This is a genomic window from Pseudomonas sp. GW101-3H06 (genome assembly GCF_059424605.1).
Genome location: NZ_JBWKZO010000001.1, coordinates 736,461 through 760,528, shown reverse-complemented (window position 1 = coordinate 760,528; position 24,068 = coordinate 736,461). Strand labels below are relative to the sequence as shown.

General features: G+C 59.8%; 19 protein-coding genes. 7 read left to right on the top strand and 12 right to left on the bottom strand.

Features of this window, described 5'->3' with window-relative positions; all coding sequences use genetic code 11:
• Positions 1–7 precede the first annotated feature (7 nt).
• The gene (locus AC07ZE_RS03465) at positions 8–580 is read left to right on the top strand and encodes a HupE/UreJ family protein (protein WP_207261268.1); all 573 of its coding nucleotides are present in this window, start codon (positions 8–10) and stop codon (positions 578–580) included.
• Between the two features lie 172 nt (positions 581–752).
• Entirely contained in the window at positions 753–1,886 is a 1,134-nt protein-coding gene (locus AC07ZE_RS03460) for an AGE family epimerase/isomerase (protein ID WP_207261266.1), read from the top strand.
• Positions 1,887–1,969: 83 nt separating this feature from the next.
• Here the strand turns inward: AC07ZE_RS03460 and AC07ZE_RS03455 are convergent, their stop codons facing one another.
• From AC07ZE_RS03455 to amaB, 8 genes are all read right to left on the bottom strand, one after another.
• Positions 1,970–2,743, bottom strand: coding sequence for an SDR family oxidoreductase (locus AC07ZE_RS03455; protein WP_207261264.1), 774 nt, complete (start codon positions 2,741–2,743; stop codon positions 1,970–1,972).
• A gap of 842 nt (positions 2,744–3,585) precedes the next feature.
• On the bottom strand, positions 3,586–4,302 hold the full coding sequence (locus AC07ZE_RS03450) for an ABC transporter ATP-binding protein (protein WP_095192103.1): 717 nt from the start codon (positions 4,300–4,302) through the stop codon (positions 3,586–3,588).
• Complete coding sequence (locus AC07ZE_RS03445; RefSeq protein WP_095192104.1) at positions 4,299–5,171, bottom strand: ABC transporter ATP-binding protein; 873 nt, start codon at positions 5,169–5,171, stop codon at positions 4,299–4,301. Before AC07ZE_RS03445 ends, AC07ZE_RS03450 begins: the two co-directional genes overlap by 4 nt.
• Positions 5,168–6,451 (bottom strand): high-affinity branched-chain amino acid ABC transporter permease LivM, encoded by a 1,284-nt coding sequence (gene livM / locus AC07ZE_RS03440; RefSeq protein WP_207261262.1) that lies wholly within the window; start codon positions 6,449–6,451, stop codon positions 5,168–5,170. Before livM ends, AC07ZE_RS03445 begins: the two co-directional genes overlap by 4 nt.
• Before the next feature lie 3 nt (positions 6,452–6,454).
• Positions 6,455–7,369 (bottom strand): ABC transporter permease subunit, encoded by a 915-nt coding sequence (locus AC07ZE_RS03435; protein WP_095192106.1) that lies wholly within the window; start codon positions 7,367–7,369, stop codon positions 6,455–6,457.
• A 171-nt stretch (positions 7,370–7,540) separates the two neighbouring features.
• Positions 7,541–8,674: an ABC transporter substrate-binding protein gene (locus tag AC07ZE_RS03430; RefSeq protein ID WP_207261259.1), complete on the bottom strand. Its 1,134-nt coding sequence runs from the start codon at positions 8,672–8,674 to the stop codon at positions 7,541–7,543.
• 363 nt (positions 8,675–9,037) lie between these two features.
• Positions 9,038–10,321, bottom strand: coding sequence for an L-pipecolate oxidase (amaA, locus tag AC07ZE_RS03425; RefSeq protein WP_207261257.1), 1,284 nt, complete (start codon positions 10,319–10,321; stop codon positions 9,038–9,040).
• A gap of 157 nt (positions 10,322–10,478) precedes the next feature.
• A complete protein-coding gene (gene amaB, locus AC07ZE_RS03420) occupies positions 10,479–11,969 on the bottom strand; it encodes an L-piperidine-6-carboxylate dehydrogenase (protein WP_207261255.1) in 1,491 nt (496 codons plus the stop codon).
• Between the two features lie 175 nt (positions 11,970–12,144).
• On the opposite strand from amaB, the gene AC07ZE_RS03415 reads away from it, so the two are divergent.
• The 3 genes from AC07ZE_RS03415 to nadE all read left to right on the top strand — a co-directional run bounded on the left by AC07ZE_RS03415 (position 12,145) and on the right by nadE (position 15,232).
• Positions 12,145–13,056: a LysR family transcriptional regulator gene (locus AC07ZE_RS03415; protein ID WP_207261253.1), complete on the top strand. Its 912-nt coding sequence runs from the start codon at positions 12,145–12,147 to the stop codon at positions 13,054–13,056.
• Positions 13,057–13,176: 120 nt separating this feature from the next.
• Complete coding sequence (pncB, locus tag AC07ZE_RS03410; RefSeq protein WP_207261250.1) at positions 13,177–14,400, top strand: nicotinate phosphoribosyltransferase; 1,224 nt, start codon at positions 13,177–13,179, stop codon at positions 14,398–14,400.
• A gap of 4 nt (positions 14,401–14,404) precedes the next feature.
• The gene (gene nadE, locus AC07ZE_RS03405; RefSeq protein ID WP_207261248.1) at positions 14,405–15,232 is read left to right on the top strand and encodes an NAD(+) synthase; all 828 of its coding nucleotides are present in this window, start codon (positions 14,405–14,407) and stop codon (positions 15,230–15,232) included.
• 176 nt (positions 15,233–15,408) lie between these two features.
• Here nadE and azu read toward each other — a convergent pair whose 3' ends face one another.
• A complete protein-coding gene (gene azu, locus AC07ZE_RS03400) occupies positions 15,409–15,855 on the bottom strand; it encodes an azurin (RefSeq protein WP_095192113.1) in 447 nt (148 codons plus the stop codon).
• A gap of 344 nt (positions 15,856–16,199) precedes the next feature.
• Between azu and AC07ZE_RS03395 the strand changes: the two genes are divergently transcribed.
• Both AC07ZE_RS03395 and AC07ZE_RS03390 read left to right on the top strand, forming a co-directional pair.
• The gene (locus AC07ZE_RS03395; RefSeq protein WP_207261246.1) at positions 16,200–16,787 is read left to right on the top strand and encodes a cytokinin riboside 5'-monophosphate phosphoribohydrolase; all 588 of its coding nucleotides are present in this window, start codon (positions 16,200–16,202) and stop codon (positions 16,785–16,787) included.
• Between the two features lie 68 nt (positions 16,788–16,855).
• Positions 16,856–17,035 carry a hypothetical protein gene (locus AC07ZE_RS03390; protein WP_095192115.1) on the top strand — a complete coding sequence of 60 codons (180 nt, stop codon included), beginning with the start codon at positions 16,856–16,858 and terminating at the stop codon, positions 17,033–17,035.
• Between the two features lie 168 nt (positions 17,036–17,203).
• Here AC07ZE_RS03390 and AC07ZE_RS03385 read toward each other — a convergent pair whose 3' ends face one another.
• The 3 genes from AC07ZE_RS03385 to AC07ZE_RS03375 all read right to left on the bottom strand — a co-directional run bounded on the left by AC07ZE_RS03385 (position 17,204) and on the right by AC07ZE_RS03375 (position 23,944).
• Positions 17,204–18,094, bottom strand: coding sequence for a transglutaminase family protein (locus tag AC07ZE_RS03385; RefSeq protein WP_207261244.1), 891 nt, complete (start codon positions 18,092–18,094; stop codon positions 17,204–17,206).
• Positions 18,094–20,580: a circularly permuted type 2 ATP-grasp protein gene (locus tag AC07ZE_RS03380; RefSeq protein ID WP_207261242.1), complete on the bottom strand. Its 2,487-nt coding sequence runs from the start codon at positions 20,578–20,580 to the stop codon at positions 18,094–18,096. The genes AC07ZE_RS03385 and AC07ZE_RS03380 overlap by 1 nt, the downstream gene beginning before the upstream one ends.
• 88 nt (positions 20,581–20,668) lie before the next feature.
• Positions 20,669–23,944 carry a transglutaminase family protein gene (locus AC07ZE_RS03375; protein WP_207261240.1) on the bottom strand — a complete coding sequence of 1,092 codons (3,276 nt, stop codon included), beginning with the start codon at positions 23,942–23,944 and terminating at the stop codon, positions 20,669–20,671.
• Between the last annotated feature and the right edge of the window lie 124 nt (positions 23,945–24,068).

Genomic DNA, 24,068 nt, shown 5'->3' with positions numbered 1-24,068 from the left:
CTTATCCATGACACTGAATCGCATCCTGGGCGCCCTGGCCCTTCTGCTGACCCCGGCTATCGCCTTCGCCCACCCGGGTCATGGTGACAATGGATTGATCGCCGGCATCAGTCACCCGATCGGCGGCCTCGACCACTTGCTGGCGATGCTTGCGGTGGGACTGTGGGCAGCACAACAGAAAGGCGCGGCGCGTTGGGCGCTGCCGTGCACGTTTGTCGGCACCATGCTGTTTGGCGGGCTGCTGGGTTTTGAAGGCCTTAACCTGCCGGCACTGGAAGGCGGGATCGCCGCGTCTGTGTTGGCGTTGGGTCTGGCGGTGGCCCTGGCGGTGCGTCCGCCGGTGAGCATAGCGGTTGCCGCAACAGCGCTGTTCGCGCTGTTCCATGGCGTGGCACATGGGTTGGAGTTGCCGGATATGTCCAGCCCGTGGGCGTATGCAACAGGGTTTGTGGTGGCAACGGCTGTTTTGCATGCGGCGGGTTATGCCGTGGTGCGGGTCTTGCCGCAAGCGGCAGCTCCGCTGGTTCGGCTGGCGGGCGCGGCTTCGGCGGCGACTGGGGCCTGGTTGTTGGCGGGTTGATCCTTTACTGCCTGTGATGGCCTCATCGCGGGCAAGCCACGCTCCCACAGGTTTTGTGTTGTCCGCAATCCTGTGGGCGCGAGCCTGCTCGCGATGAGGGCCTGACAGACACCGCGTCCCTCAGGCCTGTTAACATGTCGCGCAATCAAACCTGCCGTGACGACGCCAGCCAATGCCGCATGTTCCTCGCTCCGCCTCCCAGCCTGAACTGACCGCGCTGTTCACCTCGGTGCAACAGCACTTCCAGGACGTGATCGTGCCACTTTGGCAAGGCCCCGGCTGGAATGCCGACATGGCGCTGCCTTATGAGGCGCTGGACGCCAAACATCAGCCACTCCCTGCGCAGCGTTACCGGGCCATGGCTTGCGCACGGCAGTTGTATCTGTTTGCCAGCCTGATCGGTCAGGTACCGGCGGCTGAAGAGCGTGCAGCGGCGCTGTTCCGTTCCCTGCAACGGCATTTTCACGACGCCGAGCACGGTGGCTGGTTCTACAGCATCGATCCGCACGGAGCGCCGCTGGATCAACGCAAAGACCTTTACACCCACGCTTTCATCCTGTTCGCCTGCGCCCATTACTGGGACAAAGTCCGCGAACCGCTGGTGGAGTCGGTGCTCAACGCCGCCCTGGAAGTGATTGCAAGACGCTTCGCCACCGGCGACGGTCTCTACGAAGCCTGCCTCGATCGTGACTGGAGTACCTTGCAAACCGGCCCATTGCAGAATCCGTTGATGCACTTGGCCGAAGCCTTCCTCGCCACATTATCCGTTCGCGAAGACCTCGCCGCACAACGGGCACTCGCGGAATTATGCACAGCCATGCAAAAAGGTTTTATCGATCCGAAGCACGGCGTGTTGATGGAAAAACCACTGGGCGCTGTGGATAACTGGTTTGAACCGGGGCATCAGTTCGAATGGTATTTCCTGCTGGAGTCTTCTGATTTGCTGCGCGGTTCGAAACTGCACACTTCGCTGGAGCGCGCGTTTGCCTTCACCGAGCAATTAGGTGTAGATCAACAGACCGGCGCCGTGCGGGCCATGCTCGACCTGGGGCCAAATGGCGGCTCTCGGGACGCTACCCAGCGAATCTGGGCGCAGGCCGAGTACCTGCGCGCGTTGACGCTGCGCCCGGACAGCGAAGCCACGGTGTTGCGTCAATTGCAGGCGTTGCAAAAGAGCTCGCTGCACGCAGGCGGGTGGTACGAGTGCCGTGACGAGCAGGGGGAAGTGAGTCGTCGGGATATGCCATCGACCACGCCCTACCACCTGGCGACCTGCTATGCCGGGTTGGCCGATTATCTTCGCTGACTGATAAATCGCTTTGGCGAACAGTCTTGCTCCCACATTGGAATGCACCTCCCTGTGGGAGCGAGCCTGCTCGCGAATAGCCGTTATGCGTTTTTGCCACCACTGCGATCAATCGCAAACCCGGCCCAACTCTGGCTGACCGGCATCAACTCCAGGCTGTTGATGTTGATGTGTGCCGGAGCATTGAGAATCCAGAAAATGGTGTCGGCGATATCCTGCGGCTGGATCGGTTCGGCACCGGCGTAGGTGGCGTTGTAACGCTCCTGATCGCCGCCAAAACGCACCAGCGAAAACTCACTCTCGCACAGACCCGGCTCGAGGTTGCTAACCCGCACGCCAGTGCCTTGCAGATCACAGCGCAGGCTCAGGGAGAACTGCTGGACGAATGCCTTGGTCCCGCCATACACATGGCTGCCCGGGTACGGATAATTGCCGGCGACGGAACCCAGGTTGACGATACCGGCTCCTCTACCGTGGGCGATCAGGCGTGGGAGCAGCAAGCGCGTGCTGTACATCAGGCCTTTGATGTTGGTATCGACCATGGTGTCCCAGTCGTCCAGGCTGCACTTGGGCGCCGGATCAGCTCCCAAGGCAAGGCCTGCATTGTTAATCAGCCCGCGCAGCTTGGCGAAAGAGGGTGGCAGGTTGGCGATAGCTTCTTCCATAGCCTTGCGGTCACGCACGTCGAGCACCAGGCCATGCACCTCGGTTTGCTTCGACAGTTCGGCACACAGCGCGTTGAGGCGTTCTTCACGACGGCCGGTCAGCACCAGTTTCCAGCCGGCCTCGGCAAAACGACGGGCACAGGCTTCACCAAAACCGGAGGTCGCGCCGGTAATAAACAGGGTGTTGGACATCGTGTTCTCCTTGCTTGGACTGAGGGTCCGCCATTGGAATAGAAAATCAGCAAGCAGCATGCCCGGCCTTGCCCACAGCGGCAACCACTGCCAAATCTGTACAAAAAACGACCAACCCACGCCACACCTTGTGCACCGTGGCTTGCAGACAGGTGCGCGCACCTTATCCACAGCCCCATCCACACATTCCGGGGGCAAGTCGAAATGCTGCAAGCCGCTATCCACAAGGCTTTGCGAGAGATTACAAAACTTTTTCGCTTGACCCTCGTCGTCCAGCCGTGTAGCCAACGGCCATATTCTCGACCAGCCGGTCAATCCGACGGTGGCCGCGAGCCAGTAACCACGGCCTTCAGCCGAGTCTTTCCAGAGTTTAACCACAGACTTATCCACAGGCTTTCCCACACCCGTTTTCAGCAGTTTCACCCCCAAGAAAGTAGTTGACAAAACCGGCCTCAAGGCTCGCAAAAGCGCCTGATCAAAAAACAACCACAGCGCTGAAGCCCCCGGATTCAGAGGCTTACAGCCAGCTACACCCACGTTATTCACAGCCAGCTCCACAGCAAACGGGGACAAGTCAAAACCGTGACAAAACAACTATTTGCAGCGGCTTTATGTCGCGCTTTGGGAGCTTGCGAATATTGTTTTCCACAATTTCCCAAGACCGCACCACCATCCCCTCTGGGAGCGAGCCTGCTCGCGAAAGCGGTCTGTCTGTCACATCCATATTGAGTGTGCCGACGCCTTCGCGAGCAAGCCCGCTCCCACAGGTTTTTTGCGGTTTATCGAGATGTAAAAAAGCCCCGGAGATTACTCGCCGGGGCTGTGGATACTTCAGTAACGAATCAATGCCCGCCAAGATAAGCGTTACGCACATCCTCGTTGACCAGCAGTTCCTTGCCTGTGCCGCTCATGCGGATCTCGCCGTTGACCATCACATACGCCCGATCCGACAGCCTGAGGGCGTGGTTGGCGTTCTGCTCCACCAGGAAGATGGTCATGCCGGTCTTTGCCAGTTCCCGCAGGGTGGCGAAGATCTGCTTCACCACGATGGGGGCCAGGCCCAGGCTCGGCTCGTCGAGCAGCAGCAACTTGGGCCGGCTCATCAACGCCCGGGCGATGGCGAGCATTTGCTGCTCACCGCCGGACATGGTCATGGCGCGCTGGGTGCGCCGCTCTTCGAGCCGCGGGAACAGCTCGAACATGCGTTGCATGTCTTCCTTGGCGTATTTATCGCCGATCGGAATGGTGCCCATCAGCAGGTTTTCCTCGACGGTCATGTCGGGGAACACCCGCCGGCCTTCCGGCGATTGCGCGATGCCGTTGGACGCGATGTAGTGCGACGACTTGTGGGTAATGTCCACGCCTTGGTAGAGGATCTGCCCGTCCGCCGCCCGCGGCTGGCCGAAGATCGACATCAGCAGGGTCGACTTGCCGGCGCCGTTGGAGCCGATCAGGCTGACCGTTTCACCTTCGTTGATGTGCAGCGAGACTTTCTTCAGAGCCTGAATCGGCCCGTAAAACACGTCCAGCGCCTTGAGTTCGAGGATGGGTTTACTCATACCACCTCCTCTTCGTCGGCGCCCAGGTACGCGGCAATCACTTTCGGGTCGTTGCGGATGTCATTGGGGCCGCCCTCGGCGATGACAACGCCGTGGTCCAGCACCACGATGTGGTCGGAAATACTCATTACCATGCCCATGTCGTGTTCGATCAGCACCACGGTCAGATCGTGCTCGTCGCGCAGCAGCCGGATCATCGCGCTCAGCGCTTCGGTTTCCTGAGGGTTGAGGCCGGCGGCCGGTTCGTCGAGGCAGATGATCTGCGGACGGGTACACATGGCCCGGGCGATCTCCAGGCGACGTTGTTGGCCGTAGGACAGCTCACCGGCCAGACGGTTGGCGCAGTCCACCAGGTCCACCACTTCCAGCCAATAGAACGCGTGGTCCAGGGCGTCGCTTTCGGCCTTGCGGTAGCCCTTGGTGTTGAGGATGCCCGCAAGCATGCTGCGGTTGACCCACATGTGCTGAGCCACCAGCAGGTTTTCCAGCACCGACATTTCCTTGAACAGGCGAATGTTCTGAAAAGTCCGCGCCAGCCCGGCCCGGTTCACCAGATGAGTACCACCGAACGCTTTGTAGAACAGACGACTGGCGAAGGTTTTCGGTGAGACAAAATCGGTCGGTTTGAACGATTCGCCCAGCAACTTGATGACGTTGGTCTGCTGGCCACGCACGTTGAGTTCGATCTTGCCGCCGGAGGCCTTGTAGAACCCGGTCAGGCAGTTGAACACGGTGGTCTTGCCGGCACCGTTGGGGCCGATAAGGGCGAAGATCGAGTTGCGCTTGACCTTCAGGCTGACATCGTTCAACGCCTTGATGCCGCCGAAGTGCATCATCAGTTTTTCGACACTGAGTACGACTTCGCTCATGGCGCTACTCCTTTACGCGGGGTCACACCGGTACGGCTGATCCGAATCAGTCCGCGCGGTCGCCAAATCATCATTAACACCATCAGGATGCCGAACAGCAGAACGCGGTATTCGGCGAAGCCACGCAGCAGTTCCGGGGCTACGGTCAGTACGAAAGCCGCAATGACCACACCGATGGTCGAGCCCATGCCGCCGAGCACCACGATGGCGAGGATCAGGGCCGATTCGAAGAAGGTGAACGAAGTCGGGTTGACGAAGCCTTGGTAGGTGGCGAAAAACACGCCGGCCAGGCCCGCCGTCGATGCACCGATGGTGAACGCCGAGAGCTTGACCAATACATGGTTCAGGCCCATGGAACGGCAGGCGATTTCGTCCTCACGCAGTGCCTCCCAGGCACGGCCTACAGGCATCTTGACCAGTCGATGCTTGATGTACAACACAGCCAGCACGACCAGGAACAACACCGCGTAGATGAAGTAGTACTTCACGTCGGGGTTGTAGGCCAGACCGAAGAACTCATGGAACGGCACACCACCGTCTTTCGCACGCTTGCCGAACTCGAGGCCGAAGAAGGTCGGCAGCGGCGCAGGCATACCGTTCGGGCCGCCGGTCAGGGTCAGCCAGTTGTTGAGGACCAGGCGGATGATTTCACCGAAGCCCAGGGTCACGATCGCCAGGTAGTCACCGTGCAAACGCAACACCGGGAAGCCAAGGATGCAACCGGCCAGCCCGGCGGTGATCGCCGCCAGCGGCAGCACCGTCCAGAAACCCAGGCCCAGGTACTGATAACCGAGCGCCAGGCCGTAGGCACCAATGGCGTAGAACGCCACGTAACCCAGGTCAAGCAGGCCGGCCAGGCCGACCACGATGTTCAGCCCCAGGCCCAGCAGCACGTAGATCAGCCCGAGGATAACCACGCCCAGCACGTAGGAGTTGGAGAAGAACGGGAACACCACGGCGATGGCGATCATCAGCGGGATGATCCAGCGCAGGCGCGATTTGTAATCGGGCGCCAGTACGTGCACCCCGGAGCCGGTGGTTTCAAAGCCTTCGAGAATTCTCAGGCCCTTGGGCGTCTGCAGGAACGTGCTCAAGGCAAAGCGACCGGCCATGACGATGGCAACAATCCACGCCACCCGGGTCGATTCCAGGTTGAAGCCGTAGCCGTCGAGCACAACACCGACAATCGGCCCGAATACGATCAGGGCCACAAGCCCGGCAAGGATCGCGTCAACCAGACTTTTCTTGAGATCAATGGTTTTTTTAGTGGTTGAGGACATCGCTTACACCTTCGACACAAGAGGACGGCCGAGCAGGCCTTGAGGCCGAAAGACCAGAACGAGAACCAGCAGCGAGAAGCTGAATACGTCTTTGTAGTCCGAGTTCACCAGACCGGAGAACAGCGATTCGGAAATCCCGAGAATGATCCCGCCAAGCATGGCGCCTGGCAGCGAACCGATCCCGCCGAGTACCGCAGCGGTGAACGCCTTGATTCCGATGATGAAGCCGGCATAGAAGTCGAACGTGCCGTAGTTCATGGTGATCAGCACGCCGGCCAGGGCCGCCATTGCTGCACCGATGATGAACACGTAGGAAATCACCCGGTCGGTGTTGATCCCCAGGATCGAGGCCATCTTGCGGTCTTGCTGGGTCGCGCGGCACATGCGGCCGAGCTTGGTGTACTTGATGATGTAGGTCAGCAGGGCCATCCCGGCAAACGCTGCGACCAGAATGAAGACCTTGGTGTAGGTCAATTGCACGAAACCTGTACCGATATCGACGCGCCAGGCACCTGTCAGCAGGGTTGGAACGCCCTGTTGCTTCGCGCCTTGGGAGATCTGGGCGTAGTTTTGCAGGATCAGCGAAATACCGATGGCGCTGATCAGCGGTGCCAGTCGGGTGGAGTTACGCAGGGGTTTATAGGCGACTCGCTCGATGACCCAGCCATACACCGCCGTGACGACGATAGTGAAGATCAGGGTGCCGAGCATCAGCAGCGGGAAGGATTCAATACCGAAGTAAGCCAGCAGTGCCAGACTGATTGCCGCGAGGTAAGCGGAAATCATGTAAACCTCGCCGTGGGCGAAGTTGATCATGCCAATGATGCCATAGACCATTGTGTAGCCGATGGCGATCAGGCCATAGACCGACCCGAGAGTCAGGCCGTTGACCAGTTGCTGCAGGAAAATACCATCCATAACGCAATCTCACGCATTTGAGAGACTGCACAGAAGCCGCTAGCGTCGGACCGGGGTTCAGCCGCCGACGCTATGCGGTTGTGTGCAGCTCTACGAGAAAAGACAGGTACTGCACGGACATGTTTCAGGATTGCCCGGCCCATAAGGCACCGGGCAGATCAGCCGCTCATATCACTTCTGTTTTTCCAGTTGATGGTATTTGCCGTTCGCGTCCCACTCGTAAACCACGTAGTCGGAGACTTTCAGGTCGCCCTTGCTGTCCCAGGTCTTCTCGCCCATGACGGTTTTGACAGGGTTCTTTTTCAGCCACTCGGCGGCTTTCTCGCCACTGTTGGACTTGGCACCGTTGAACGCCGCTGCCAGGGTCTGGACCGAAGCGTAGGCATACAGGGTGTAGCCTTCAGGCTCGGTGCCGGCTTTACGGAATGCGTCTACCACTGTCTTGCTGTCTGGCAGCAGGCGTGGGTCGGCGCCGAACGTCATCAGCACGCCTTTGGTGTACTGCGCACCACCAGCGGTGGTCACCAGTTCGTCGGTCACGATACCGTCGTCGGACATGAACTTGACGTCATTCAGGCCTTGCTCACGAAGTTGACGGACCAGAGGACCGGCTTCCGGGTGCAGACCACCGAAGTAGACGACATCGGCGCCCGCGCCGCGGATTTTGGTAACGACGGTGCTGAAGTCTTTTTCACCACGGGTCAGGCCTTCATACAGCACTGGCGTCACGCCGCGCTTGGCCAGTTGCGCCTTGGTGGCATCCGCCAGGCCTTGGCCGTAGGTGTCCTTGTCGTGCAGCACGACAACCTTCTTGCCCTTGAGCACGTCGACGATGTAGTCGCCGGCCACGATGCCTTGCTGGTCGTCACGTCCGCACATACGGAACATGGCGCTCAACCCACGCTCGGTAACGGCCGGGTTGGTGGAACCCGGGGTGATTGCAATGATGCCCGCTTCGTCATAGATCTCGGAGGCCGGGATGGTCGATGAGGAGCAGAAGTGACCGACCACGCCGGCAACTTTCTGGTTGGTCAGGTCCTTGGCGACCGTCACAGCCTGTTTCGGTTCGCAGGCGTCATCGCCCTTGACCAGTACGATTTTTTCCCCGTTCACGCCGCCCGCTGCGTTAACCGCATCGGCCGCTGCCTGTGCACCCTTCATGTACTGCTCGCCAAATGCTGCGTTGGCGCCCGTCATTGGACCCGCTACGCCGATCTTGATGTCAGCCTGAGCAAACGCAGAAACACCCAACGCAGTTGCCACTGCGAGGGCCAGAAAGCCTTTCTTGTAAAACGTCTGGGACATGAGGTGGTGCTCCAAGGTTTTTTTTAATTGGCACTGCGACTTCACTGAATGCTCAGAGCAAGTGCCGTGCCATCGGTTTTTTATTCTGAAAAAAGTCGCTGCTTTATTGTTATTTCGACTGTTTCGATCCCATTTTCATTGGGCGTGCAACCGTCTAAACCGCGGAAGGTAAAACCATTTATTTTTTGAGGCGCAACCCCTCTGCGCCATCATTGCAACCGCGGCGCGAAACGGCGTGCAACCAGCCTGTAACAACGCGCGTCACCGAACTGCACACTGCTGGTGCGCAACTGCTACAACGCGCACCACTACAGGCTAGTCGCTGCGCGAAAAAGCGCCGCTTCCAGCAACAAATTTCAACAATCAGATCACGATCCGCAGGCACTGGCCTGCGTGATACAGCGAAAACCCGGCCTCGTACAAACAGCTACGCAACCCCACCCCTGCCAATGGCTGCATGGGAGCGAAAGGAATGGGTAGCGCTTGAGGATTTCCGTTACACAAATAATCGGCAAACGCCTTGCCGACCACCGTTCCAGTGGTCACTCCCCGGCCGTTGTAGCCGGTGACTGCCACTATTCCGGGCGCGGGTTCGAACAGGCGCATCAAGTGATCCGGCGTGAAAGCGATTCGCCCCGTCCAGGTGCATTCCCATTCCACCGGTTTGAGATAAGGGAAGTAATGCTGTTGCACGCGATCGGCCCAGGCCTTGAGGAACCAGGTCGGTTTCTGGTTGCCATTGCCCAGACTGCCAAGCAGCAGGCGACCGTCTTTATCCCGGCGAATACTGCTGAGTACCTGACGGGTGTCCCATGAGCCTTGGCCACCGGGCAGGATTTGCCGGGCAGCCTCGTCAGTCAGCGGCACGGATGCCACTTGATAGTAATAACCGGGGAAGAAATTGCGCCGCAGTTCGGTCCAGTCGCCTTCGGTGTAGGCGTTGGAGGCGATCACCACTTGCTCGGCCAGCACCGAACCCTGCGCAGTTTGCACCGACCAGCGTTGGCCCTGGCGTTCGAGGCGGGTGACCGGGGAATGATCGAACAACTGACCGCCGAGGCTGATGGCTGCTTTTGCCAGCCCCGTTGTATATGCCATCGGGTTGAGGGTGCCGGCACGCTTGTCGAGCAGTGCGGCAGCGATCTTTTTGGTGCCTGTTGCCTGTTCGCAAGCTTGCCCGGTCAGCAGTTCGACCGGCGCGCCACGACGTTTCCACTGTTCTTCTCGACTGCGCAGATCGGCTTCGCCACGGGCGTTGTGAGCCATGTGCAGCGTACCTTCGCGGCGCAGTTGACAATCGATGTGGTATTTGTCGATCAGGCTGAACACCAGCGATGGCGCCGCGCCCAGCATGCGGTTGAGCTGACTGCCGACCGCCTCGCCAAACCCGGCCTCGATCTCATCCGGAGGTATCCACATTCCGGCGTTGACCAGCCCGACGTTGCGCCCCGAGCCGCCATGGCCGGCACGATGGGCTTCCACTACACAAACCGTCTTGCCCTGTTCCAGCAGATGAAGCGCCGCCGACAGCCCGGTGAAACCGGCACCGATGACACAGACATCCGCCTTCACCTCACCTTTGAGCGCCGCATTGTCAGGCCTTTGCGGCGTCAGTTTTTCCCACAGACACTCTTCGCGTAACGGCATTGCCAGACTCCAACAGAAACCTAACCAACCCACACCAATCAGTTGTGGGAGCGAGCCTGCTCGCGAAAGCGGTATATCAGCCACCAATGATGTCGGCTGACAGATAGCATTCGCGAGCAGGCTCGCTCCCACAGGGGATCACTGTTTGGCTGAAATATCAGTCAAACGTAATGCCTTGGGCCAACGGCAACTCCAGCGAGTAGTTCACAGTGTTGGTCTGACGACGCATGTACCCGCGCCAAGCATCGGAACCGGACTCACGGCCGCCACCGGTTTCTTTCTCGCCACCGAATGCGCCACCGATTTCGGCACCGCTCGGGCCGATGTTGACGTTGGCGATGCCGCAGTCACTGCCCACTGCCGACATGAACTGCTCGGCTTCACGCACGTCGGTGGTGAAGATGCAGGATGACAAGCCTTGAGGCACGGCGTTGTTCAAGCGCAGGGCTTCGTTGAAGTCGGTGTAACCGACCACATACAGAATCGGCGCGAAGGTTTCGTGACAGACCACGTCGCTCTGCTCCGGCATTTCGACGATGGCCGGCGAAACGTAGTAGGCATTCGGGAATTTGTCTTCCAGCTGGCGCTTGCCGCCGAACACCTTGCCGCCTTCGCTCAAGGCCTGCTCCAGTGCGTCCTGCATGTTGTCGAAGCTTTGCTTGTCGATCAGTGGACCGACCAGGTTGCCTTCCAGCGGATGGCCGATGCGCACTTTGGAATACGCGGCTTTCAGGCGAGTGACGATTTCTTCTTTGACCGATTCGTGGGCAATCAGGCGACGCAACGTGGTGCAACGCTGGCCGGCGGTGCCGACGGCGCTGAACAGGATCGCGCGTACAGCCATATCCAGATCGGCGCTTGGACCGAGGATCATTGCGTTGTTGCCGCCCAGTTCCAGGATGCTGCGGGCAAAACGCGCGGCGATTTTCGGCGCCACTTCGCGCCCCATGCGGGTGCTGCCGGTGGCGCTGACCAGCGCGACACGTGGATCATCGACCAGCGCTTCGCCGGCATCGCGACCACCGATGATGACCTGACTCAGGTGCGCAGGTGCATCGCTGAAGTTCTTCAATACACGGTCGAACAGCGCCTGGCAGGCCAGTGCGGTCAACGGGGTTTTTTCCGACGGTTTCCAGATCACCGGGTTGCCGCAGACCAGTGCCAGCGTGGCGTTCCAGGCCCAGACCGCTACCGGGAAGTTAAAGGCGCTGATGACGCCGACGACGCCCAGCGGATGCCAGGTTTCACGCATGTGGTGGCCAGGACGCTCGGAAGCAATGGTCAAACCGTACAACTGACGGGACAGGCCGACGGCGAAATCGCAGATGTCGATCATTTCCTGAACTTCACCCAAACCTTCCTGAGTGATCTTGCCGGCTTCCCAGGACACCAGCTCGCCGAGATCGGCCTTGTATTCACGCAGGATGTCGCCCAGTTGACGCACCAGCTCGCCACGGCGCGGTGCCGGAACCTTGCGCCACAGTTCGAACGCATGATCTGCGCGACTGATGTGCTGCTCGACTTCAGCGGCACCTTCCCAGTTCACGGCGGCGATGCGACTGCCGTCGATGGGCGAATGCACCGGCACTTTGCCGTTCTGGTACAGGGCCGGGTTCACACCAAGACGATCAAGCAATGCGGCAACCATGGGTTACTCCTCAAGCAAAAAACGGTACGTGTGCAGCCGCGCGGACACGGCTGATCAGGCCTGTAGTTTTAGCCCCCCGCAGGTTACTCAACAAACGACCTTTAAGAGAGATATCATTCCGTTTATTCATGCTGTGCATTGTTGGCAATAAAGAGACAAGAACAAAGGACCGCCCATGCTGAACAAACGCTACCTGCCATCGATCGCTGCCCTGCAGTGTTTCGAAGCCGTGACCCGGCATCTGAGCTTCACCCGGGCCGCCGAAGAGTTGAACCTGACCCAGAGCGCCGTCAGCAAACAGGTCGCGCAACTCGAAGAGCTGTTGCAGCATTTGTTGTTTCGCCGGGTGCGCCGACGCCTGCAAATGACCCCGGCAGGCGATTTGTACCTGGTCGAGGTACGAAAAATCCTCACGCAAGTGGAGATGTCGACCCATTACCTGCGTTCCTACGGCGGCGAAACAGAGGTCCTGCGCGTCTCAACACCGCCGACCTTCGGTGCGCGCTGGCTGGTGCCACGGCTCAAAGGCTGGCGCCTGCGCCATCCGTCGATCCATCTGGATCTGTGCAGCGAGCAGGAGGCTGATGATCTGCTGCAAGGTCGCAGCGACCTGGCGTTCTACTTCGGCCAGGGTTCTCGTCCCGGCACCGAATGCCTGAAGCTGTTCAGTGAGGAGCTTGTTCCGGTATGTGCCCCCGGCAGCCTGCCCGCCGAGCCCTTCACCGACCCCACGCAACTCACCGACCTGGTCCTGCTGCAAAACGCCTCCCGCCCCCAGGCCTGGCATGACTGGTTCAACAGTCAGGGTTACCACACTGAACACAGCTACCACGGTCCGCGCTTCGAAACGTTCTACATGTGCATCCGCGCCGCGCAAGTCGGCTGTGGTGTGGCGTTATTGCCACGGTTTCTTGTGGAAGAAGAACTGGCCGAAGGCAAGCTGGTCATTCCCTGGCAGCATGCAATGCCCAGCACTGATGCCTATTACCTGGCGTACCCGGAGCATTCGGCGGAAGTGCCCAAGGTGCGGGATTTTGTGAAGTGGATGCTGGAGCAGATCGATAGCCCGGATGCCCTCCATATTTAGAGTTTCCCACAAGGGTTTGTTGAGGCCAAAAAAACGCTGGCAATCCTCATCGTTGATATGCGCCACTAGCACCCATGATTGATACCGCGCCACGCCGTGGCACGTCTGGAGATTCCCGTTATGAGCGAGAGTGTGTTTGCCGATCGCATCGTGCAGAACCTGCTCGACACCGACTTCTACAAACTGACGATGATGCAGGCGGTGCTGCACAACTACCCGAACGTGGAAGTCGAATGGGAGTTTCGTTGCCGTAACAGTGAAGATTTGCGCCCGTATCTGGCGGAGATCCGCTTCCAGATCGAGCGCTTGGCAGCGTTGAGCCTGAGTGCCGATCAGTTGGGCTTTCTGGAGCGCATCACCTTCCTGAAGCCGGATTTCCTGCGCTTTCTCGGGCTGTTTCGCTTCAACCTGCGCTACATCCACACAGGGATCGAAAACGGTGAGTTGTTCATCCGCCTGCGTGGCCCGTGGCTACACGTCATTCTTTTCGAAGTGCCGATACTGGCGATAGTCAGTGAAGTGCGTAACCGCTATCGCTACCCGGAAATCGTCCTGGAACAGGCTCGCGAGCAGCTCTACCGCAAGTTTGACTGGCTGGCCGCCAACGCTGGCAGCGACGAGTTGTCCGAGTTGCAGGTCGCCGATTTCGGTACCCGCCGTCGCTTCTCGTACCGCGTGCAGGAAGAAGTGGTGAATGTGCTCAAGCACGATTTCCCTGGACGCTTCGTCGGCACCAGCAACGTGCACCTGTCCCGGGAACTGGATATGAAGCCGCTGGGCACCATGGCCCACGAATGGATCATGGCTCACCAGCAACTCGGCCCGCGGTTGATCGACAGCCAGATCGCCGCCCTCGATTGTTGGGTGCGCGAGTACCGCGGCCTGCTGGGAATCGCCCTGACCGATTGCATCACCATGGATGCCTTCCTCGGCGATTTCGATCTGTTTTTCGCCAAGCTCTTCGACGGATTGCGCCACGACTCCGGCGATCCGGTGGTCTGGGCAGAAAAAGCCATTGCCCACTATCACAAGCTCGGCATCGATCCGATGAGCAAGACGCTGACCTTCTCCGACAGCCTGACCCTGCCCAAATCCCTGGAAATATTTCGCGCGCTGCGTGGTCGGATCAATGTCAGCTTCGGCATCGGCACCAACCTGACGTGCGATATTCCGGGTGTCGAACCGATGAGCATCGTGCTTAAAATGACCGCCTGCAACGGCGCGCCGGTGGCGAAGATCTCCGACGAGCCTGGCAAGACTCACTGCAAAGACCCGAATTTCGTCGCCTATTTGCGACACGTTTTCCAAGTACCTGCCCCATCAAGCCTACCTGGCAAGGAGTGAATTCATGCAAGCCGTACAGCGTGAGATTGCTGAGCAGCTCAAGGTCCAACCGCCGTTCGCCGACGAGGCCGCCCTTGAGGCAGAAATCGCCCGGCGAATCACCTTCATCCAGGACTGCCTGGTCAATTCCGGGCTCAAGACCCTGGTGCTGGGCATCAGCGGCGGTGTCGACTCCTTGACCGCCGGCCTGCTGGCCCAGCGTGCCATGCGCGAGTTACGCGACCGCACGGGTGATGACAGTTACAAGTTCATCGCCGTGCGCTTGCCGTACGAGACTCAGTTCGATGAACACGATGCCCAGGCTTCGGTGGATTTCATCAAGCCGGACGAACGTCATACCGTGAATATCGGCCCGGCGGTCAAGTCCCTGGCCAATGAAGTCGCAGCGTTCGAAGGCAAGCACGCGGTGTCGGTGGACTTCGTACTCGGCAATACCAAGGCGCGGATGCGCATGGTTGCCCAGTACACCATCGCCGGAGCCGCCCAGGGCCTGGTGATCGGTACTGACCACGCGGCGGAAGCGGTCATGGGTTTCTTCACCAAGTTCGGTGATGGCGCTTGCGACCTGGCACCGCTCAGTGGCCTGGTGAAGAACCAGGTCCGGGCAATTGCCCGCAGCTTCGGCGCGCCGGAATCACTGGTGGAAAAAGTCCCGACCGCCGACCTCGAAGACCTGTCTCCCGGCAAGCCGGACGAAGCGTCCCACGGCGTGACCTACGCCGAAATTGACGCCTTCTTGCATGGGCAGCCGGTGCGCGAGGAAGCGTTCAAGATCATTTGCAACACGTACAACAAGACCCATCACAAGCGTGTGATGCCGTTTGCGCCTTGATGAGTGAATGAATGAAAAAAGCCCGCTGAAGCGTTGATCTTCAGCGGGCTTTTTCCTTGGCCAATGCATGTGTTGATGCTGATGACCTCTTCGCGAGCAGGCTCGCTCCCACATTGACGGTGCTAAACCTGTGGGAGCGAGCCTGCTCGCGAAGAACGATAACGCGGTGTGTCGACTTACTTCAGGGTCACAGTCCCCTTCATCATCGAGATGTGGCCCGGGAACGAGCAGAAGAAACCATATTTCTCATTGGCATCGAGCTTCGACACGTCGAAGGTCACCGAATCGGTTTCCTTGGCGCCGATGATCTTGGTATGAGCGATAACGCGGGCATCGCCTTCTTTCAGATAGCTCTTGTCGATACCGGCGCTCAGGCCGTCGGTGGCGATCGGCTGCATGTCAGCTTCTTTGCTCAGCACCCAGTTATGACCCATGACGTTTTTCGGCAAGCTGCCTGAGTGGGTCAGTTCCACGGTGAATGTCTTGCAGCTCTTGTCGATTTCAATGGCCTTGGTGTTGAAGGACATTTGGTCTGTGGAGTCAACGGTGACTTTGCACTCCGCAGCCATCAATTGGCTGCTGGCCAGCGTCAACAGGGATACCGCAACAAGTTTGGCAAACATGGTGAATCTCCAAGGCAGGGTTATTGGAAAATGCGAATGAACAGAAGACTGCCTGAAAACTTCGCAAGTTCATATGACCTGAATCAAAAATTGTATACAACTTTTGGGCTATGGCACCGATCGAGACAATCTACCAGCCAGGCGTCTGGCCCGGGCCTATGATCAAGCCATCATCACTGACCGGAGCGTCCGACATGTCCCTCAATAGCCTGTTGTGCAGCTTGCTCGCCGCCTACGCCTGTGGCGCCAGCGGTACTTACGAAACGCCCAAGCGGGAAGTTTAGCCCTTGGTGCGCTGCGCGCCTGCCTTTACTCTGTGGCACTGTTCGACCATGGAGTAAGGCATGTCTTTAGCATCCGTATGTGTATTTTGTGGTGCCAGCACCGGCATCAACCCGGCTTATCGTGAAGCCGCTGTGGCGCTCGGCCAGGCCCTGGCCGAACGCAAGCTGACCCTGGTCTATGGCGGCGGTGCCGTGGGCCTGATGGGCATCGTGGCCGACGCCGCGCTGGCGGCCGGTGGCGAAGTGATCGGCATCATCCCGCAAAGCCTCAAGGACAAGGAAATCGGCCACAGCGGCCTGACCCGCCTGGAAGTGGTCGACGGCATGCACGCGCGCAAGGCGCGGATGGCCGAACTCAGCGATGCCTTCATCGCCCTGCCCGGCGGCCTGGGCACGCTGGAAGAACTGTTCGAAGTCTGGACCTGGGGCCAATTGGGCTACCACGGCAAACCGCTGGGGTTGCTGGAAGTGAACGGCTTCTACAGCAAACTCACCGGTTTTCTCGATCACATCGTCGGCGAAGGCTTCGTTCGCGGGGCGCACCGTGACATGCTGCAGGTGAGCGAATCGCCACAGACGCTGCTCGATGCCCTCGATAGCTGGCAACCGACCGTACTGCCCAAGTGGGTCGAACAAAAACCCGACTAACGACTCAGCACCGATACAGGGCAGAATACGCGCCGCTCAACCTCACCTTCGACCCCAGAGGATCGCCCATGGCTAAACCCAATTATTCCTTCGCCAAACGTCAGCGTGACTTGGCCAAGGAGCAGAAGAAAGAGGAAAAGCTTCAGCGCAAGAAAGCGATGGCTGAAGACGCAACACTGAACCCTGACGGTGACGTCGCGACAGAAGATGATGTTGAAGCACCGAAAGACCAGGCGCCCGATGCCTGAGACCCTCCGGGCCGGATGAACACATCAGGCCCACCGGATCTGTGTCCAGGGTTGGCAGTCTTGCTGCCGGCCCTCACGGGTCAATCTGAAATACCCAATCCCTGAACACTCCACACATCCCTGTGGGAGATTCTATGTTGCAGGCTCGCTCCCACAATTAGTTCTCTATCAATCCAGTGGCATCACGGTGACGCGGACCTCCGGGTCATGATTACCGCCTCCCAGAATCACCCCCCGCAACGGCGACACATCGGAAAAATCCCGGCCCCAGGCCAGGGTGATGTGTTCCAGTGCCGGTTGCACGTTGTTGGTAGGGTCGAAATCTACCCAGCCCAGCACCGGGCAATACACTGACACCCAGGCATGGGAGGCATCGGCGCCGATCAGCCGTGGCTGACCGGGCGGGGGCTGGGTCAGCAGGTAACCGCTGATATAGCGCGCGGCCAGGCCTCGGGAGCGTACGCAAGCCAGCATCAGGTGGGCGAAGTCCTGGCAGACCCCGCGCCGACGCTCCAGCACTTCCACCAGCGGCGTTGCCACTTGAGTAGCTTCGGCGTCGAAGGTGAATTCGCTGAAGATTTTCTCCATCAATGCCTGCACACCCAACAACAGCGGTCGACCTGCCGGAAAGCAGCTGTCTGAAAACTCGACGAAGTTGCGTTTCAAATGCACGTAGGGCGATTGAAACCGATAACGGCACGCATCCAGCAATTCAGCTGAAAGCGGCTGACTGCTGTAGGTCAACGCATTGCGGGTTGCTTCCCAGGCCGGGGACAGATTGAAATCCAGCGCAGGCCGGGGCAGCACTTCGATCGTGAGGCTGGCATTGACGAGCAGTTCATCATGAGGGCGCTCGAACGCCAGCCGGGTCAGCGGGTTGCCGAATACATCGAACTCATCACGGCGGGTCGTCGGGTCCGGACTGATCTGCAATTGCTGCTCGGTGCAACGTTGCCAGGTGCATGGACGCGGCCACAGATGCGCCAGTTGCTGGGCCAGGGAAACCGGGCTGTCGTAGTGATAATGGGTGTCATGGAAAATCTGGTATCGAGCACTCATCAGACGGACACCGTGCGCTGGCTGACATCATCGACATGGGCAAAATGACGCAAGGCCAGGCGATCGGATACTTGCCCGCTGGCATCGGCGATCTCTTGCAGCAGATCGGCCAAACCTTCGAGCGCCGCGCGCACGCTGGTTTCGCCGAACAGCGGGTTTTCCAGACAGCCCAGGTCAAATCCCGCCAGTCGCTCCACCAACTGCGGCAGCCCGGTTTCTCGCGGGGCACCAAAGTCATCGTTCAGGCGTTTGAGGGTACGGCTCACCAGTTTCAACTGGAACAGCACGGCGTGAGGGTTCTGTTCGTCGAGCAGCAACAGGTCCAGCACCGGGATCAACTGCGCCACCGCCAGATACCGCGAACGGTAGGTGATGCTGCTGTTGCCCAACTCCAGCAACCATTCGAGACCGGCCTGATCGAACGCGCCCGCACCCCGCAGAAACGCCGCCAGGCTGCCGCTGAGAAACTGCAGGCGCTCGATCCGTCGACCGATCATCAAAAAGCGCCAGCCTTCGTCCCGGGTCATGTCGTCGAGGGCAAAACCGGACAGCGCCGCCAGAGACATCACCAGACGGTTGAGGAAATCCAGCAGCTCGCCGAAGTCCGGCTCATCGGTCTCCAGCTCCATGGCTTCACGTTGCAACTCCACCAGCGCTTGCCAGTTTTCCCGCGAAAGCTTGCCGCGAACCTGCGAAGCCGCCCACTGCAAGCGCTGCAGGTTGGAACGCAGGCTGAACGGCCAGTCATCACCAAGTATCGCCGCCAACAGGCGCTCGGGCAGCTCGCCTTCATCGGGCAACAGCATCAGCCGTTCGCCCAGGTCGACTGCCGCCTGCAACGCCTGCGGATCATCACCGTCCACATAGCGCGCCAGCATGATGCGCAGCAATCGCGCACTGTCATCGCAACGCTCGCAATAACGGCCGAACCAAAACAGGTTTTCCACTACGCGCGACGGCAAATAGGGGTCGCGTCGTACCAGATCATGCACGCCAACGTTGCGCTGGGCTTTCCATTGCTCGCCACTGGGCGGGCGATCGCCCAGTATCCAGGTGTCCTTGCTCGCGCCACCGCGCTGCATCGACACGACTTCGGCATCGGCGTCGGCGGCCACTCGGGTCAACCCGCCGGGCAACACCCGATAACCATCGTGGCTGGCCACCGCATACACGCGCATGCCGATCGCCCGAGGCTGTAACTGCCCCCCCTCGGCCTGCCAGATCGGTGCCTGAGACAACTGCGCCAATTCTTGCGCCACATAAGCATAAGGTCGCGCCTGCATGCGCCGGGCGAGCTCATCACGCTGTTTTTCACTCAAATCGCGGCCAAAGACGGGTGTAAAGCTCTGAGAGGGGAACGCCGGTTTGATCAGTAATTCCGGCAGTTTCTCCAGCGCCTGGGCCAGTACGGGGGCTTCACCACACCACCAGGTAGCGATGGACGGCAGGATCAGTTCTTCACCGAACAGGAATTGGCTGATTTTCGGCAGAAAACCCAGCAAGCCCGGCGACTCCAGCACACCGCTGCCCAGGGCGTTGGCCACCAGTACCCGCCCTTGTCGAACAGCCTCAAGCAGACCCGGTACGCCCAGTGCCGAATCGGTACGCAACTCCAGCGGGTCACAGAAGTCGTCGTCGAGGCGGCGCATGATCGCGTGGACGCGGCGCAGGCCACTCAGGGTTTTCAGGTAAACCGTGGCATCACGCACCGTCAGGTCGCCGCCCTCCACCAGCGGATAACCGAGTTGGCGAGCGAGGTACAAATGTTCGAAGTAGCTTTCGTTGAATCGCCCCGGCGTCAGCAGTACCACCAGTGGCACGTCTTCATCGCTGGGTGCCTGGCGGGCAAGGGTTTCCTGCAGCGTGCGGAAGAAGCCGGCCAGATGCTGCACCTTCAGATCGCGGTACAACTCGGGGAAAGCCCGGGAGACGATGGTACGGTTTTCCAGCGCATAGCCGGCACCGGAAGGCGCTTGAGTACGATCCGCCGTGACCCACCAACGGCCATCGGGAGTGCGCGCCAGATCCACGGCATACAGATGCAGAAAGGCGCCGTCAGGCGGGCTGATGCCCTGACAGGGCCAGAGAAAATTGTTGTGGCCGAAAACCAGTTCGGCCGGCAGCAAACCTTCGGCGATCAGGCGCTGCGGCCCATACAGGTCGGCAAGCACGGCATTGAGCAATCGGGCACGCTGGGCGATGCCGGCCGACAACTGCTCCCACTCGTCAGCGGCAATCACATGGGGCAGCAGGTCCAGTTCCCACGGCCGATCGGCACCCTTGGGGTCGGCATAGACGTTATAGGTAACGCCGTTTTCCTGAATCTGCCGAGTCAGCAGTGCCTGCCGCTGCACCAGTTGCGCTGGCGTGCTGCGCTGCAATTGGTCGAACAGTCGACGCCAGTGCGGACGTACCTCGCCGCTGTCGTCGAGCAGTTCGTGATAGGTGCCCGCCGTCAGCGGGTAGCGGTCTAGCAGGTCAGGCATGGAAAGCTCGGCAGACAGCAAGGAACGGTCAGACTAACGCAGGCTCGTGACGCCCGGGTATACGAAAAGTCCGAGCGTCGCGTACGGTTTAGAAACGTCGTAAATCGAGCGTCATCGGCAGTTCGTCATTGATTTCCAGAATCGGTATAGGAAGTTTCCCTGGCGTGTGTCCGATGCGGAAGAATCGCGCCATGCGCCGGCTCTCTGCTTCATTGGCATTGACTGGCAAGGCCTCGTAATTGCGCCCGCCCGGATGTGCGACGTGGTACTGACAACCACCCAGTGATCGGCCCATCCAGGTGTCGAGCAAGTCGAATACCAACGGTGCATGAACCGGGATGGTAGGTTGCAAACAATTCGCCGGTTGCCAGGCACGGAATCTTACGCCAGCGACGAATTCGCCTACACGCCCGGTTGGCTGCAATGGCACGGGGATGCCGTTGCACGTCAGCAAATAACGCTGTGGCGGCAGGCCGGTGAGTTTGACCTGCAAACGCTCCAGGGATGAATCCACATAGCGCACCGTGCCACCGACCGCACCTTCCTCGCCCAGCACATGCCACGGTTCGAGTGCCTGCCGCAGTTCCAGCGCGATACCACTGACGGCGTAATCGCCCACCTTGGGAAAGCGGAACTCCAGATGGGCCGCAAACCACTCGGCCCGCACCGGATAACCCGAGGTATTGAGATCGACGATAACGTCGGCGAAATCCTGTTCGATAAAGTGCGGCAACAAGAACCGGTCATGCAGCTCCGTGCCCCAGCGCGCCAGTTTCGGCGGCGCGTAAGGCTCGCGCCAAAACCTCGCAACCAGCGCTCGCAACAGCAGCTGCTGAGCCAGGCTCATGCGTGCATGGGGTGGCATTTCAAAAGCGCGCAACTCCAGCAAGCCCAGGCGTCCTGTGGCGCCGTCCGGCGAATACAGTTTGTCGATGCAGAACTCGGCGCGGTGGGTGTTGCCCGTGACGTCGATCAGCAAGTTACGCAGCAGCAGGTCGACCAGCCACGGCGGGCACTCCTCGCCGGGTTCCGGCATCTGGGCAAAGGCGATTTCCAATTCGTACAAGGCGTCGTTACGGGCTTCGTCGACCCGCGGCGCCTGGGATGTCGGGCCGATGAACAGTCCGGAAAACAGGTAGGACAGTGATGGATGGTTATGCCAGTAACTGATCAGGCTTCGCAACAGATCCGGGCGACGCAGAAACGGCGAGTCAGCCGGTGTCGCACCACCCAGTACGAAATGGTTTCCGCCACCGGTGCCGGTGTGCCGGCCGTCGATCAGGAATTTCTCGGTAGTGAGTCGGGTCTGTCGGGCTTCTTCGTACAGAAATTCGGTGCGCTCGACCAGTTCATCCCAGGTCGCGGATGGTTGCACATTGACCTCGATTACACCGGGGTCCGGGGTGATGCGCAAATTGCTCAAACGCGGATCGCTGGGGGGTTCATAGCCTTCGAGCAGTACCGGGCAATGCAGCTCCCCGGCAGTGGCTTCAATGGCAGCGACCAGCTCCAGATAGTCCTCAGCGCGCTCCAGCGGTGGCATGAACAGGTACAGCCGCCCCTCCCGCGCCTCGGCGCAGAACGCCGTGCGCGTCAGCCAGTCGGCGGATTCGTCGATCTTCGGCATGCGCTCCTGCGCCTCAGCCGGCTCGCCATGGCTGTTCAACTGCGCGGTGTCGGGCAGCGGCGGGAAATCCTGATTCGGGTCCTGTGGATGAATGAATGGGTACTCGGCCGCTCTCACCCAAGGCTGCGAGCCGAGCGGCAGCCGATAACCCAGTGGAGAATCTCCCGGTACCAGCCGGCAATGCTCGTCGCGCAGGTACCAGCGCCCGCTTTGCCACTGATCGCCCTTGGCGGTACGCGCCAGCGGCAGCACCTGCCCAATGACCTTGTCCAGGCCCTGGCTGAAGACTTTGCGCAGCCGCGCACGCTCCAGCGGTTCTTCAAGACGTGAATCTTCGGCGCTGACGTTCTGCGGCAACGTGCCTTCGCGCCAGAGGTAGTAGAAATTGTCTTCGTAAGCCGGAAATACAAAGCGTGTCGGAATTTTCAGGCGTTCAGCCACACTCGCCAGAAACCGCCCGGCCAATTCGCCATCGGCACCATAATCTTGCTGCTCATCGGCAATCAGTGCGCTGTTATGCCAGATCGGCACACCGTCGCGACGCCAATAGCAATTGAGCGACCAGCGCGGCAGCTGCTCGCCGGGATACCACTTGCCTTGACCGAAATGCACCAGCCCTTGAGGCGCATAGTGTTTACGCATGCGCTGGAACAGTTCTGCGGACAGCCGACGCTTGTTCGGACCCAGTGCGGCAGTATTCCATTCGGCGCCGTCAGGATCATCGATGGACACGAAGGTTGGTTCGCCGCCCATGGTCAGGCGCACGTCCCCTTCGAGCAGGTCGGCATCGATCTGCCGGCCCAGAGCCTGGATCGCCAGCCACTGCTCTTCAGTGTAGGGCTTTGTAACCCTTGGCGCCTCCCAGATCCGCTCCACCGACATTTCATGGCTGAATTCACACTCGCAAGGTTCCACCAAGCCACTGATCGGTGCCGCAGAGGACGGATCGGGACTACAGGCCAACGGGATATGCCCTTCACCCGCAAACAGCCCCGAGGTTGCATCCAGGCCGATCCAGCCCGCACCGGGCAAGTAGACCTCACACCAGGCATGCAGATCGGTAAAGTCCACCTCGGTGCCGGAGGGACCGTCGAGGCTTTTCACATCGGCGGTCAACTGAATCAGGTAACCCGAGACGAAGCGCGCTGCCAGCCCAAGGTTTCGCAGCAGTTGCACCAGCAGCCACGCCGAATCGCGGCACGAACCTGAAGCCTGTTCCAGGGTGTGCTCAGGGGTTTGCACCCCCGGCTCCATACGAATCAGGTAGTCGACGTCTTCGCTCAGGCGCTGGTTGAGTGCAACGAGGAAATCCACGGCGGGCAGCGGCGTGCGGTCGATGCCCTCCAAATAGGCCTGGAACTTCGGTGTCAGGGGCAGGGTTTCCAGGTACGGCGCCAATTCCTTGCGCTCATCCGCGGCATAGGTAAACGGGATTTTTTCTGCGTAGGGTTCGAGGAAGAAGTCGAAAGGATTGAAAATCGCCATTTCCGCCAGCAGATCGACCTCAATGCGCAGCTCATCGGTTTTCTCCGGGAACACCAACCGCGCCAGGTAATTACCCTGCGGGTCTTGTTGCCAGTTGATGAAATGCTGCTCGGGCGAAACCTTCAGCGCATAGGACAGTATCCGCGTGCGACTGTGGGCCGCCGGACGCAGGCGAACGATCTGCGGACCAAGCTCGACGGCGCGGTCGTAGCGGTAATGCGTGACATGGTGCAATGCGACATGAATCGACACGGCGTGCCTCCTGCGAGCCTTGAGCGTATTCGAAAGCGCGCAAGACTTATGCCATCCAGCAACGCTGGCGCTTTCTCCTGTTACTGGGGGCAGTACAGCACCAAAATCGGGCGATGCGGGAAAA

Bases quoted from the DNA above. Each gene is read 5' to 3' on its own strand.
- AC07ZE_RS03430 (WP_207261259.1), bottom strand. From the start codon at position 8,674: ATGTCCCAGACGTTTTACAAGAAAGGCTTTCTGGCCCTCGCAGTGGCA.
- amaA (WP_207261257.1), bottom strand. From the start codon at position 10,321: ATGCCGTTACGCGAAGAGTGTCTGTGGGAAAAACTGACGCCGCAAAGG.
- livM (WP_207261262.1), bottom strand. From the start codon at position 6,451: ATGTCCTCAACCACTAAAAAAACCATTGATCTCAAGAAAAGTCTGGTT.
- nadE (WP_207261248.1), top strand. From the start codon at position 14,405: ATGCAAGCCGTACAGCGTGAGATTGCTGAGCAGCTCAAGGTCCAACCG.
- AC07ZE_RS03445 (WP_095192104.1), bottom strand. From the start codon at position 5,171: ATGAGCGAAGTCGTACTCAGTGTCGAAAAACTGATGATGCACTTCGGC.
- AC07ZE_RS03435 (WP_095192106.1), bottom strand. From the start codon at position 7,369: ATGGATGGTATTTTCCTGCAGCAACTGGTCAACGGCCTGACTCTCGGG.
- AC07ZE_RS03380 (WP_207261242.1), bottom strand. From the start codon at position 20,580: ATGCCTGACCTGCTAGACCGCTACCCGCTGACGGCGGGCACCTATCAC.
- AC07ZE_RS03415 (WP_207261253.1), top strand. From the start codon at position 12,145: ATGCTGAACAAACGCTACCTGCCATCGATCGCTGCCCTGCAGTGTTTC.
- amaB (WP_207261255.1), bottom strand. From the start codon at position 11,969: ATGGTTGCCGCATTGCTTGATCGTCTTGGTGTGAACCCGGCCCTGTAC.
- AC07ZE_RS03460 (WP_207261266.1), top strand. From the start codon at position 753: ATGCCGCATGTTCCTCGCTCCGCCTCCCAGCCTGAACTGACCGCGCTG.
- AC07ZE_RS03390 (WP_095192115.1), top strand. From the start codon at position 16,856: ATGGCTAAACCCAATTATTCCTTCGCCAAACGTCAGCGTGACTTGGCC.
- pncB (WP_207261250.1), top strand. From the start codon at position 13,177: ATGAGCGAGAGTGTGTTTGCCGATCGCATCGTGCAGAACCTGCTCGAC.
- AC07ZE_RS03385 (WP_207261244.1), bottom strand. From the start codon at position 18,094: ATGAGTGCTCGATACCAGATTTTCCATGACACCCATTATCACTACGAC.
- AC07ZE_RS03455 (WP_207261264.1), bottom strand. From the start codon at position 2,743: ATGTCCAACACCCTGTTTATTACCGGCGCGACCTCCGGTTTTGGTGAA.
- AC07ZE_RS03450 (WP_095192103.1), bottom strand. From the start codon at position 4,302: ATGAGTAAACCCATCCTCGAACTCAAGGCGCTGGACGTGTTTTACGGG.
- AC07ZE_RS03395 (WP_207261246.1), top strand. From the start codon at position 16,200: ATGTCTTTAGCATCCGTATGTGTATTTTGTGGTGCCAGCACCGGCATC.
- azu (WP_095192113.1), bottom strand. From the start codon at position 15,855: ATGTTTGCCAAACTTGTTGCGGTATCCCTGTTGACGCTGGCCAGCAGC.
- AC07ZE_RS03465 (WP_207261268.1), top strand. From the start codon at position 8: ATGACACTGAATCGCATCCTGGGCGCCCTGGCCCTTCTGCTGACCCCG.